General features: G+C 63.3%; 10 protein-coding genes and 1 pseudogene. 6 read left to right on the forward strand and 5 right to left on the reverse strand.

Features of this window, described 5'->3' with window-relative positions; all coding sequences use genetic code 11:
- Positions 1 to 2: 2 nt before the first annotated feature.
- Positions 3 to 638 carry a transcriptional regulator gene (locus tag LG385_RS11260; protein WP_225774361.1) on the reverse strand — a complete coding sequence of 212 codons (636 nt, stop codon included), beginning with the start codon at positions 636 to 638 and terminating at the stop codon, positions 3 to 5.
- Positions 639 to 892: 254 nt separating this feature from the next.
- On the opposite strand from LG385_RS11260, the pseudogene LG385_RS11265 reads away from it, so the two are divergent.
- The 3 genes and pseudogenes from LG385_RS11265 (at position 893) to LG385_RS11275 (ending at position 3,440) form a co-directional block, all read left to right on the forward strand.
- Positions 893 to 1,893 (forward strand): annotated as a pseudogene (locus LG385_RS11265) (aliphatic sulfonate ABC transporter substrate-binding protein).
- A gap of 4 nt (positions 1,894 to 1,897) precedes the next feature.
- Entirely contained in the window at positions 1,898 to 2,734 is an 837-nt protein-coding gene (locus LG385_RS11270) for an ABC transporter permease (RefSeq protein WP_225774362.1), read from the forward strand.
- The gene (locus LG385_RS11275; RefSeq protein ID WP_225774363.1) at positions 2,727 to 3,440 is read left to right on the forward strand and encodes an ABC transporter ATP-binding protein; all 714 of its coding nucleotides are present in this window, start codon (positions 2,727 to 2,729) and stop codon (positions 3,438 to 3,440) included. Before LG385_RS11270 ends, LG385_RS11275 begins: the two co-directional genes overlap by 8 nt.
- Positions 3,441 to 3,451: 11 nt before the next feature.
- Here LG385_RS11275 and LG385_RS11280 read toward each other — a convergent pair whose 3' ends face one another.
- The gene (locus tag LG385_RS11280; protein WP_225774364.1) at positions 3,452 to 5,587 is read right to left on the reverse strand and encodes a glycosyl hydrolase family 28-related protein; all 2,136 of its coding nucleotides are present in this window, start codon (positions 5,585 to 5,587) and stop codon (positions 3,452 to 3,454) included.
- Between the two features lie 128 nt (positions 5,588 to 5,715).
- Positions 5,716 to 6,792, reverse strand: coding sequence for a 4-hydroxyphenylpyruvate dioxygenase (gene hppD / locus LG385_RS11285; protein ID WP_225774365.1), 1,077 nt, complete (start codon positions 6,790 to 6,792; stop codon positions 5,716 to 5,718).
- 250 nt (positions 6,793 to 7,042) lie between these two features.
- Here hppD and maiA point away from each other — a divergent pair, with 250 nt between their 5' ends.
- Positions 7,043 to 7,669, forward strand: a complete 627-nt coding sequence (maiA, locus tag LG385_RS11290) for a maleylacetoacetate isomerase (RefSeq protein ID WP_225774366.1) — start codon at positions 7,043 to 7,045, stop codon at positions 7,667 to 7,669.
- Between the two features lie 6 nt (positions 7,670 to 7,675).
- On the opposite strand, the gene LG385_RS11295 is transcribed toward maiA, so the two are convergent.
- Positions 7,676 to 8,485 (reverse strand): IclR family transcriptional regulator, encoded by an 810-nt coding sequence (locus LG385_RS11295; protein ID WP_225774367.1) that lies wholly within the window; start codon positions 8,483 to 8,485, stop codon positions 7,676 to 7,678.
- Between the two features lie 107 nt (positions 8,486 to 8,592).
- Here LG385_RS11295 and hmgA point away from each other — a divergent pair, with 107 nt between their 5' ends.
- Positions 8,593 to 9,894 carry a homogentisate 1,2-dioxygenase gene (gene hmgA / locus LG385_RS11300; RefSeq protein ID WP_225774368.1) on the forward strand — a complete coding sequence of 434 codons (1,302 nt, stop codon included), beginning with the start codon at positions 8,593 to 8,595 and terminating at the stop codon, positions 9,892 to 9,894.
- Positions 9,891 to 11,171, forward strand: coding sequence for a fumarylacetoacetase (gene fahA, locus LG385_RS11305; protein WP_225774369.1), 1,281 nt, complete (start codon positions 9,891 to 9,893; stop codon positions 11,169 to 11,171). Before hmgA ends, fahA begins: the two co-directional genes overlap by 4 nt.
- A gap of 16 nt (positions 11,172 to 11,187) precedes the next feature.
- On the opposite strand, the gene LG385_RS11310 is transcribed toward fahA, so the two are convergent.
- Positions 11,188 to 12,540, reverse strand: coding sequence for a PLP-dependent aminotransferase family protein (locus LG385_RS11310; protein WP_225774370.1), 1,353 nt, complete (start codon positions 12,538 to 12,540; stop codon positions 11,188 to 11,190).
- Between the last annotated feature and the right edge of the window lie 9 nt (positions 12,541 to 12,549).

Here is a 12,549-nt window from a genome sequence, read left to right on the forward strand (position 1 = left end):
CTTCAAACGGCCCGGCATGCCTTGACGTATTTATAAACGGTCGCCCGCCCCATGTTCAGCACGCTGGCCACGTAATCATGGGCGCTGCGGCCGTCGAACGCGCCTTCCCGATACAACGCTTCAACCAGCTCGCGCTTCTGATCGCGGCTCAATCCGCTGATCGCCAGGTGCCGTTCCTGCAGCCAGCCGTGCAGGAAGGTATTGATGCGCTCTTGCCAATCATCGCGGAACAAGGCTTGGGGTTGCGCGACCATCCGGCTGGCCTGGAAGAACAGGTTCAAGGCGTCGCGCGCCTGTTCGAGCACCGAATAGTCCAGGTTGATGCACAGCGCGAACTCCGCCCTGCCCTCCTCGTTATGCAGCACGCTGGTGACCGAACGAATACGCCGCCCATCCCAGTTGAGCTTTTCGTAGGGGCCAAAGCTGCGCTGGGTGTTCACATCCCCTGATAGCTCTTCAAGCGCCGAATCGTCCCCCAGCTTGCGCCGGGACAGGTTGTTGGCGATGTGCACCACCGTTTGCGTGGCCAGGTCATGGAGCACTACTTCAGCGTGAGGAAACAGCAACTGGGCCATGCTGTCGGCCAAGGTTGTGTAGTTGGTAAGGCGGCTGGTGGAGGTGCCGGGCGCGGAGCTCATGTGGGGGGGGTCCAAGGCATAAAAGGTGCGGTGATGATAAACGAATCAGCCAGCTTTAAACCGAAGCGCTGACCTAAGTGGGCGGGCCATGGGGGCACCGTAAAAAGCGGCAATTCAAATGATCTAGCCAAATACCAAAATGTTATTTATTTGGCGCCGCTTAGATCATTTAGGGTTAGCGCCATCCAGGCATATGCGCCACCCAGCGCGCTCTGCCCTTCAGCTCTCAAGCCAGCCCTGCCAGGACGCCCCCGATGATCACACCTTTGTTGAGACACCCCTTGTTTCGGTGGGCCCAGCCCCTGCTCGCGGCCGCTGCCCTATCGGCAAGTTGGGCTGGCATCGCCCAGGCGGCTGATACGCCACCGGCCGAGGTACACCTGGACTACGCCTATTACTCGCCCACCAGCCTGGTGCTCAAGCATTTCGGTTGGCTGGAACAAGCGCTGCCTGGCACTAAAGTGAGCTGGGTGTTGAGCCAGGGCAGTACCGTTCGCTGGAATACATCAACAGCGGCAGCATCGACTTCGCCTCCACCGCAGGCCTTGCCGCGGTATTGAGCCGCGCCAACGGCAGCCCCTTGAAAACCGTTTATATCGCCAGCCGGCCCGAGTGGACCGCCCTCGCCGTGCGCAAGGACTCCCCGATCAAGACAGTGACCGACCTGAAAGGGAAGAAAATCGCCGCCACCAAAGGCACCGACCCGTACCTGTTCACCTTGCGTGCCCTGCAGCAAGCCGGCCTGAGCAAGGACGACGTGGAACTGGTGCACCTGCAACATCCCGATGGCCGCGCGGCCCTGGAAAAAGGTGAAGTGGACGCCTGGGCAGGGTTGGACCCGTTGCTTGCCGCGAGCCAGGTCCAGGCCGGTTCCCGCCTGCTGTACCGCAACGTGGATTTCAACAGCTATGGGGTGATCAGCGTGACCGAAGCCTATGCCAAGGCCCAGCCTCACACTATCGAGACCGTGCTCCAGGCCTACGAGAAAGCCCGCACCTGGGCCAGCCAGCACCCCGATGAGCTGGCGGCGCTATTGGCGCAGGAATCCGGCTTGCCGCTGGAGGTGGCCAAGCTGCAGATCTCTCGCACCGACTTCAGCAACGCCCAGCCCGGGCCGGAGCATGTCGCCGCGTTGAAAGCCGCCGCGCCGATCCTGCTAGCCGAGGGGCTGGTGCGTAAGGGTACCGACGTGAACGCAGTGGTGGATCAGCTGTTCGATCCTCACTTCAGCGCCACCGTCATCGGGAAAAACTGAGGCCATGGCTGTGCCGAGCAAAAGCCTGGGCAACGCACAGGCGCAATCGCAAGGGCCGGGCCGCTCGCGTTGGCGCACGCCGCTCAAGGCCTGCGTGCTGCCGGTGGCGATCATCGCGGTGCTCGAAGCAGTGGTAAGGCTGGGCTGGGTACCGGCCTACCAGATGCCAGCGCCCAGCGACGTGGCCGTTACGCTGCTGGACCTCGCCCAGGGCCCGCTGGGCAAGCACATCGGCGCCAGCCTGTTGCGGGTGCTGATCGGTTTCTTCATCGGTGCATCACTGGCGTTGGTGTTCGCGGCCTGGGTGGGCCTGAGCCGCGAGGCCGAGGCTTACCTTGAGCCCACGTTCGCTGGCTTGCGCGCCATCCCCAGTCTGGCCTGGGTACCATTGCTGCTGTTATGGCTGGGTATCGACGAAAGCTCCAAGATCATTCTGATCGCCATCGGGGCGTTCTTCCCGGTGTACGTAAATGGCGTGGCGGCCATACGCAACATTGATCGGCGGTTGGTGGAGGTCGGCCAGATGTACGGGTTCGGCCGGCGCCGTCTGGTGTGGCGGATCCTGTTGCCGGCCGCCATGCCGGGTTTGTTCACCGGCCTGCGAAGCGGGCTGAGCATGGCGTGGATGTTCGTGGTCGCCGCCGAGTTGATCGCGGCCACCAAAGGCCTGGGGTACCTGCTCAGCGATGGTCGCGAAACGTCACGGCCGGACATCGTACTGGCGGCGATCATTACCCTTGCCGTGCTCGGCAAAATCAGCGACGGCCTGTTCGCCAGCGTCGAGCGCCGCTGGTTGCGTTGGCGGGACACCTATACGGGCCAGGGAGGCACCCATGAGTGACGTACTGCTGGATGTTCATGTGCGCCGAAAGGCCTTCGGCCAAGCGCTGGTACTGCACAACGCCAGAGCGACCTTGCACCGCGGAGAAATCGTCAGCCTGCTGGGCCCCAGCGGGTGCGGCAAAAGCACCCTGCTGCGGATCATCGCAGGGCTGGAGCGCGATTATACGGGCGAGCTTCGGCAAAGCACCGAGCACACCGCCTTTGTGTTCCAGGAGCCTCGCCTGATGCCCTGGCTGAGCGTGGAGCGAAACATCGGCTTCCACGACGACGCACATTTCGATCAGGCCTGGGTGAACCAGTTGCTTGAGGAAGTCGGGCTGGATGGCTTCGGCACGGCCTTGCCCAAGGAGCTTTCCGGCGGGATGGCCCAGCGCGTCGCCATCGCACGTGGGCTGTACTCCCGGCCAGGGGTGTTGCTGCTGGACGAACCCTTCAGCGCGGTCGATGCCTTCACTCGGATGAAACTTCAGGACCTGCTGTTGCAGCTGGCGCAACGGCACAACATTGCGTTGCTGCTGGTCACCCATGACATCGACGAAGCGCTGCACCTCAGCGACCGCGTGTTGATCATGGGCAACCGCCCCAGCAATGTCCGACAATCAATCGAAGTGCCCTTGCCGCAGCCGCGCGACCGGCGCCATCCACTACTGGCCGAACTCAAGGCGCAAGCCCTGACGGAGCTGCATTCGGCGCACGTTATCTGAGCGCCGGCGGGTCACGCCACTGCCTCCACCTCAGGGGCAGCTGCGCCCAGCAGCGTCAATGGCGTCTCGGTTTCCGGCACGCCCCACGCGCTATCCGGCAGGGGCTGGCTGTTGTATCCCCCGGGATGGGCGAAGATGATCGCGGTGTCCGATTGCAGCGCGGCAATGTTGATAGGGAAGAACGCGACTTCGAAATGCCGGCCCAGGGCATCGGTTTCCAGTGACTTGAGCACCCCTTCACGCCGGCCGGTATCCCATTCCAGCAGCAGCGTGTGGTTGTAACCATTACCCAGGCCGGTGAACCCCAGCGCACTGACGTCGATACTGTCGTTACCCTCCAGGTCGAAATCCATCACTGTGTCCCGGTGCACCAACACGTTATTGTCCGCCCGCCAGCTGTCCTTGAGCGAGGTGTACACAAAGGTGTCGCTGTCATCGCCGCCGCTCAGCCGATCAGCCCCCTCGCCGCCGATCAGGCGGTCTTCGCCCCTTCCGCCCGAAATAATATCCGCGCCGTTAGCACCGATCAGGGTTTCGCCCGAGGTGCCGCCGTTCAAGGTGTTCGCCGCAGCGTCACCCTGCACCAGGGCGCGGAAGTTGCCCGGTTGCAGGTTGGGTAGCCACTCGCTGTTCAAGATCAACTCGAAGTAGTTGCCATGCGCGTCGGCGTCCAAGCTGCTGAGGTAGGTCAGGCCGCTGGCCTTGTGTGCATCGACCTTCAAAGTGCTGCCATGGCCGTCTCCCAAGCCAGTGAAACCAAGCTGGGTGAGGTCGAGCTGGTCCTCCGAATCGAAGTCGTCGATGTAGTCGGCATGGGAGACACCGCCGGCACGGTAGCTGTCCGTCATGGCGGTGAAGCGGAAGGTATCTCCGCCGGTCCAGCCGTCGCTACCTCCATGCAGCCGGTCGCGGCCGGCCCCGCCCACGAGAATATCGTTGTTGTCGCCGCCATCGATGCGGTCATTGCCCCCGCCTCCCACCAGCAGCTCCCGCGCCAGCGAGCCGGTCAGGGTATCGGCCGCCCCAGTACCGAACTGGTGAATGAACATCTGGTTGTCGCGGATGACACTGCTGAGGGTGCCTTGCCGCCAGGCGTAATCAACCTGGCTGATCACGTTGTCGGTGATTCGGTTGTTTGCGCCCAGTCCGCTCGCCTCGGCGATGCCGTACGTGGAATTGGACCAATAGCCCCCGGTGACGACATTGCCGTGAACGTCGATGAACTGGGCGCTCAATGAGGGCACATAAACGACGCCGGTCAGCAGTATTTCCGCGCCCTCGATCCGCTGATTGTTCTCGTGAACGTTGTTGAACGTGATTTCACCCAGCTTGCTGGCATCGCTGTGTATGCCGTAGGACAAATTCAGCGAGGCTTCTACACCGGTCACTCGGTAGCCCGCGACATTCTCGATATGAATGCCCGTTTCACGGTTCTCGGTGAAATGCCCGCCACTCACCACAATGTTGCTTACCTGGTCATCCTTCGTGGGGCTCGACGCGCTCCCTTCCACCAGGCGCACGCCATCACCGGCATTGCCGTAGCCATCGCTGTCGAGCATGCGCAGGGTACCGCCCAGCTGATAGCCGTCGCCCACGTTGGCGTAGGACGCGTTGTGTTCGAACACGCTGTTGCGCAAGCCGTCGGCGATCACGCCGTCCTTGCCGTTATCGTGGGCAGTGCTGTTTCGCAGGGTTACCGTACTGCCGAGGCTGCGCAGGTCGAAACCGTTACCGCTGACGTTGTGCACTTCAACATCGTCGATCACCACCCCGCTCGCCCGGCTAACGGCCACACCGTCCACCGACCCGATATCCGCCACGGTGCTGATGCCGTCGATACTCAGATGGCCGAGTTGTACCCCCGCGCCCTCGGCCCGCAGGACGCCGGCGGCTGACGTGACACCGCTGGCCAGTTTGAGGATGCTGGCCTCGGTGCTGAGGCCCTGAAGGGATACGCCGGCCTTGACCAACAGGCACCCGCCATCTGCGTCCTCGCCAGGGCTCAGCCGAAAGGTGCCGGCGCCTATGGTCACCTGCCCGCCACCCGCTGCTGCTGCCGCGTCGATGGCTGCCTGGATTGCCTGTGTGTCGTCGGTTACACCGTCGCCCTTGGCGCCGTAATCCTTCACGTTGAATTCGCTGGCCATTGTTCTGTTCTCCCTGCCGCGGCGCGCTCAAGGTGAATGGAAAAGGCAGTGAAGAACGCAACACGGGCCCTCACACTCTAGATCAGGCCCATACGCTGGCAAGGCGAGCGGCGCCACAGGGCATCGGCTCAGGACGTGGATAGCACCCCGCGGCGCACTTGGTCGCGCTCGATGGATTCGAACAGCGCCTTGAAATTGCCCTCGCCGAATCCGTCGTCACCCTTGCGCTGGATGAACTCGAAGAACACCGGGCCCAGCAAGGTGGCCGAGAATATCTGCAACAGCAGCCGCCGGTTGCCACCTTCGGACGTGCCGTCGAGCAGAATTCCCCTGGCTTGCAGGGCGTCTTCCGGTTCGCCGTGGTCCGGCAAGCGGCCCTGCAGCATTTCGTAGTAAGTGGCCGGGGGGGCGGTCATGAAGTTCATACCCAGGGCCTTGAGCTTGTCCCAGGTCTGGATGAGGTCGTCGGTGATGAAGGCCACGTGCTGGATGCCCTCGCCATTGAACTGCATGAGGAATTCTTCGATCTGCCCGGCGCCCTTGGAAGACTCTTCGTTCAAGGGAATGCGGATCATGCCATCGGGTGCCGACATGGCCTTGGAAGTCAGGCCCGTATACTCGCCCTTGATGTCGAAATAGCGAAGCTCGCGGAAATTGAACAGGGTTTCGTAGAAGTTCGCCCAATAGGCCATGCGGCCGCGGTACACGTTATGGGTAAGGTGGTCGATCAGCTTCAGGCCGGCGCCTTCCGGGTGGCGGTCGACCCCTTCGATGAACTCGAAGTCGATGTCGTAGATAGAGGTGCCATCGCCAAAGCGGTCGATCAGGTACAACGGGGCGCCCCCGATGCCCTTGATGGCGGGCAGGCGCAGCTCCATGGGCCCTGTGGGAATTTCGACCGGCTGCGCGCCGAGCTCCAGGGCCCGCTTGTAGGCCTGGTGCGAGTTCCTCACCCTGAAGGCCATACCGCACACGGAAGGCCCATGCTCCGCCGCAAAGTAGGCCGCGAGGCTGCCGGGCTCGTTGTTGAGAACCAGGTTAATGCCACCCTGGCGGTACAGCGCTACTTGCTTGGAGCGGTGATGGGCTACCTTGGTGAAGCCCATCATTTCGAACACAGGCTCGAGAACGCCTGGCGTAGGGGAGGCAAACTCGATGAATTCGAAGCCCATCAGGCCCATGGGGTTGTCGTAGAGGTCAGTCATGGCGGTATCCGGTTGGTCAGTAGGGAGCAGGAAAATGTGCTGTTTCCACTACCGGGCCGGCGGCGCGCACGATATCCCTCGTACGCTGCGGGCGAGAAAATCGCCGAGAAGCAACTGCAACCCAAGAACCCTCACACGGTGCGCTCCTTTGTTATTCGTAATATGGTTACGCAAAACGTAATCTCCGCCAATTCGCCGGAGCTGTCAATTGCAGGCGCGCGCCCATAACAACAAGGCACAGGAGCAAGCCGTGGACCTTTATACCTACTACCGCTCCACGTCCGCTTATCGGGTGCGCATCGCCCTGGCCTTCAAGGGCCTGAGTTACAACGCCCTGCCGGTGAACCTGCTCAACCACGAGCATCTGCAGCCCGCTTATCAAGCGGTGACCCCCCAACGCCGAGTACCCGTGCTACGCGGCGATGGGGGCGAAGTACTGATGCAGTCACCCGCGATCATCGAGTACCTGGAAGAGCGCTACCCTGCCCCGCCCCTGTTGCCGGTAGATGCGCTGGCCCGGGCACGCCATCGCAGCGTGGCGGCGATCATCGGCTGCGACACCCATCCGCTGCACAATGTGGCGGTGCTCCAGCGCCTGCGCGAGCTGGGTATCGAGGAACCCCAGGTAAGCGCCTGGATCGACCACTGGATCCGCCAAGGCCTCGGTGCGGTGGAGGCGTTGATCGGTGACCACGGCTGGTGTTTCGGCGAGCCAGGGCTGGCGGATGTTTACCTGCTGCCACAAGTGTATGCCGCCCGGCGCTTTGCCGTAGGCCTGGAGGGCTGGCCACGTATTGCCCGGGTGGAAGCCCTGGCAAAGGCACACCCGGCGTTCCTCGGCGCGCACCCTGACCGGCAGCCAGACACCCCGGCCTGAGCTGCGCTAAACATCCAGCGGCCGAGCCCCGCCCATCCGTTCAGTAATAGCCTGCGCGGCCTGCTGCAGCCGCTCGGCGGCGGTTGCCTGGTTGCGCGGCGTGAATACCGAAGCAGCGCCCACTACGGTGATAACCCCAGCCAGTACATGGCCCGTGGCGAACAAGGGCGCGGACACGGCATTTACCCCTGGCATCAACAACCCGTGTACCTGGTTCAGGCCAGTGCCCCGGATGTGTGCCACACGCTGTTCGATGTCCTTCAAGAAGGCCGCGCCCTGCCCTGCGCTTTCCTCGTGCAGGAGTGCGGCGGTTTCGGCGCCCGGCAGGTAACTGTTGAACACCATGCCGGTGGATGAACCGAGCAACGGCAGCACCGAGCCTACACGGGTGACCAGTGTGACCGCGCCGATGGACTGTTCCACATGCACCACGGTAGGGCCTTTGTTACCCCAGACGGCCAGGAAGCAGGTTTCGTTGAGCTCATCGCGCAAGCCCTGCAAGTGAGGGCTGGCGATTTTCAGCACATCCAGCCTGCCCAGCGCCGCAAGGCCGACCAGCAGCGCCTCGCGGCCCAAGCCGTAATGGTTGGTGGCCGGGTCCTGCTCGGCGAACCCGCTGGCGATCAACGCTTGCAGGTAGCGATGGACCTTGGCGGCGGGCATGCCCACATGTTCGGCCAGCCGAGACAATGACGTGCTGGGCGCCAGCTGCGCCAGCCCTTTGAGGATGCCCGTGCCCACTTCGGCGGCCTGAACCTTTTGCTGCCGTACAGGGGTGGCGGGGCTGGCTTCAGGCCCGGGGGTATCGCTGGCCATAAGGGGTAAGTGCCTTTGCAAAGAAGTGCGGGTTTATAGCTTGCCCCGCCAGTGAACTCAAATTACGTTAATCGTAATTCAATTACACAAAACAACAAGAGGTCGCCATGCATCCGTCAGCAGCGCACCCCCTTACGTACATGAGCGGCTTTGGCAACCAGTTCAGCAGCGAGGCGCTGCCCGGCGCGCTGCCACAAGGCCAGAACTCGCCGCAGCGGCCAGAGTACGGCCTTTATGCCGAACAGTTTTCAGGTACTGCGTTCACCGTGCCCCGCAGCGAGGCGCGCCGTACGTGGCTGTACCGAATCAAGCCCTCCGCCGCCCACCCGCGCTTCGAGCGGCTCGAAAGGCAGATCCCCGGCAGGCATGCCGGCCCGATCACCCCCAACCGATTGCGCTGGAACCCCATGGCCTACCCTTCAACGCCCACCGACCTGATCGATGGGCTGTTAACCCTCGCTGCCACGCACGGCAGCGAGCAGGCCAGCGGGGTGAGCGTGTACCTGTACAGCGCCAATGCCTCCATGCAACGCACCTTCTTCACCGCCGACGGCGAGTGGTTGTTGGTGCCCCAGGCCGGGCGGCTGCGAATTGTCACTGAGTTGGGTGTGCTGGAGGTTGAACCGCAGGAAATCGCCCTGCTGCCGCGCGGGCTGAAGTTCCGGGTGGAACTGCTCGATGCCTTGGCCGGGGGCTACATCTGTGAAAACCATGGTCGCCCGCTGCGCCTGCCAGACCTGGGCCCCATCGGCAGCAACGGCCTGGCCAACCCGCGGGACTTTCTCGCCCCGGTTGCGGCGTTCGAGGAGACCGCCACGCCCTGCACCCTGGTGCAGAAATTTCTTGGCGAGCTGTTTTCCACCGAGCTCGATCATTCGCCGTTCGACGTGGTGGCCTGGCACGGTAACAACGTGCCCTGCAAGTACGACCTGCGGCGCTTCAACACCCTGGGATCGATCAGCTTCGACCACCCGGACCCTTCGATCTTCACCGTGCTCACCTCGCCCAGCGCGGCCGAAGGCGTGGCCAACGTGGACTTCGTGATCTTCCCGCCTCGCTGGCTGGTGGCGGAAAACACCTTCCGCCCGCCGTGGTTCCACCGCAACGTGATGAATGAATTCATGGGCCTGATCACTGGTGCCTACGATGCCAAGGCCGAAGGTTTCAGCCCGGGCGGGGCTTCCCTGCATAGCTGCATGAGCGCCCATGGCCCGGACGACGCCACGGCGGGCAAGGCAATGGCGGCGGACCTGCAGCCGCAGAAGGTGGATAACACCATGGCGTTCATGTTCGAGACCTCGCAGGTGCTCAGGCCCAGCCAGGCGGCACTGGACAGCGACCACCTTCAAAGCGATTACGACGCCTGCTGGGCGGGCCTTTCCAGCTACTTTTCCCGAGGCCATTCATGAGCACCTCCGCTTTGCACAGTTGGGTCGCCAGCGCCAACGGCCACGCCGACTTTCCCTTGCACAACCTGCCATTGGGCATCTTCAGCCGGCCGGGCGAAACGCCACGCGGCGGCGTTGCCATCGGCGATCAGGTGCTGGACCTTCGCGCAGCCGTGGCCGCCGGAGTGTTCACTGGCAGCGCACTGGATGCGGCAGAGTGCGCCAGCGCCAGCACGCTCAATGGCTTCTTCGCATTGGGTGGTGGCCCTCGCCGCGCGCTGCGCTCGGCGCTGCTGGACCTGTTAAGCGAGCGCAGCAGCCATCAAGCCCGGCTGGCGCCTGCGCTATACCCGCAGGCAGACTGCCAGATGCACCTGCCCGCCGAAGTGGGCGACTACACCGACTTCTACGTGGGCATTCACCACGCTACCAACGTGGGCAAGTTGTTCCGCCCCGACAACCCCCTGCTGCCGAACTACAAATACGTGCCTATCGGCTATCACGGCCGGGCCTCCACCCTGAACGTCAGCGGCACCGATGTGAAACGCCCTCACGGCCAAACGCTGCCAGCCGGGGCCAGCGTGCCCGTGTTCGGGCCTTGCCAGCGGCTGGACTACGAACTGGAAATGGGCGTTTGGATCGGCCCCGGCAATGCCCAGGGCGAGCCTATTGCCATCGCCGATGCGCCCGAACACATCGCCGGCCTGTGCCTGCTCAACGACTGGTCCGCGCGGGATATCCAGGCGTGGGAATACCAGCCACTGGGGCCGTTCCTCTCCAAAAGCTTCGCCACTACCTTGTCGCCCTGGGTGATCACCGCCGAAGCGCTGGCGCCGTTCCGCTGCGCCCAGGTGCCTCGCCCGGAAGGTGACCCGCAACCGCTGGCCTACCTGCTCGATGCCAACGACCAACAGCAGGGCGCGCTGGACATCGAACTGGAGGTGCTGCTGCTCACCCCCCTCATGCGTGACGCTGGCCTGGGCCCGCAACGCATCGGGCTAAGCAACACGCAGCATATGTACTGGACCATGGCGCAGATGGTCACCCATCACGCCGTCAATGGCTGCCAGCTGCGGCCAGGCGACCTGATGGGTACCGGTACCCTCTCTGGCCCTGAGCCTGGGCAGCACGGCAGCCTTCTGGAAATCACCGAGGGCGGCAAACGGGCACTGATCCTGGCCAACGGAGAGGACCGCCGCTTTCTGCTCGATGGGGATGAAATCATCCTGCGGGCGCGCTGCCACCGCGACGGCCTGACGCCGATCGGCTTTGGCGAATGCCGTGCGAGAATCTGTTGAACGACGGCGGGCGCGCTCAGCCTCGCAAACGGTCGATATAGGCCACGTTCAAACGCGTCCAGGGCACGGTGCGATGTTGGTCGGGCGAGAAGATGTGCCCAGGCGCTACCATGCAACCCCTGGGCTGCCACAGCCGCGCAAGATCCTTGGCGTCGCTGACATCCGGAAAGCGCGCCCACAGGTAAAGGCTGGCCTGGGGTGCGCAGAACACCTGAGCGCCTAGCTCGGCCAAGGTCTCCAGCCCTTGCGCGGTCGCCTCCCTTACCCTGTCCTGCAAGCGCAGGCAGTGGCGCACGAAATGCCCCTCGCCCAGGATCACATCCACCGTGCGCTCGCAGAACTCGGACGAACTGGTGTGCAACAGCATCTTCAGGTCGCCGAGTTCGTCGATCACCTCCTTGCTGCCGGCAATAAAGCCCACCCGTAGCGCGGCGGACACCGATTTGGAGAAACTGCCCACGTAGAGCGACCGTTTCAGTTGATCCAGGGCAGACACCTTGATTGTGGTGGCAGGCTTGAAGTCTGCGAGGGCGTCGTCGTCCACCAGGTAAAAATCATGCTGTTCGGCCAGTTGCACCAGTTGATGCGCTTTGCTGGGTGAAATGTCCGAGCCCGTAGGGTTGTGGCCCGCCGACTGAATGAAAAACAGCTTGGGCTTGTAGCTGCGCAAGTGCTGGCGCAACGCGTCGATGTCCGGCCCGTCAGGTAACCGGGGCACTGCGAGCATATTGGCACCCTGAAGCTTGAGCTTGCCGAACAGCGGGTAGTAGCCAGGGTCTTCCACCAGTACGTGATCGCCCGGGGCGAGGAAGCGGCGAATGATCAGGTCCAGCGCGTGGTTGGCGCCATGGGTGGTGACGATTTGGCGCGGCGTGGCAGCGATGGCATAGCTCCCGAGCTTGCGTGCCAGCTGCTGGCGCAGTGCCGGGTTACCCAGGCGGTTGCCATAGCGGAACAACGTGGTCACGCCGGTGCGCATGATCTGCCGGGTGAACCGATCCAGGCGCATGTCCATCAGCCAGTCCGTGGGCGGGAACCCTTCGCCGAGGGGTGCCTGACCGGGCTCGCGCACGAACTGCTGGCGCATCAACCAGATGGTGTCCATGGCGCGAGCGTAGGGTGCCGGTTCTTCCGCTTCCTGGCTATGGCTTGCTCCCGGCCTGACGAAAAACCCCTGGCCGTGTCGTGCCTCCACCAACCCTTGAGAGGCAAGCTGCTCATAGGCAGTGATCACCGTGTTCTTGGAGTGCCCGAACACCCGCACGCATTCGCGCAGGGACGGCAGTCGGTCCCCTGCCTGATAGGTGCCGTTGCCGATCTGCTCGGTGAATGTCGCCGCCAGCTGCTGCGCCAATGTTTGATGAACCATGGCCATGCC

Source organism: Pseudomonas sp. Marseille-Q5115 (assembly GCF_916618905.1).
Taxonomy (GTDB): Bacteria; Pseudomonadota; Gammaproteobacteria; order Pseudomonadales; family Pseudomonadaceae; genus Aquipseudomonas; species Aquipseudomonas japonica_A.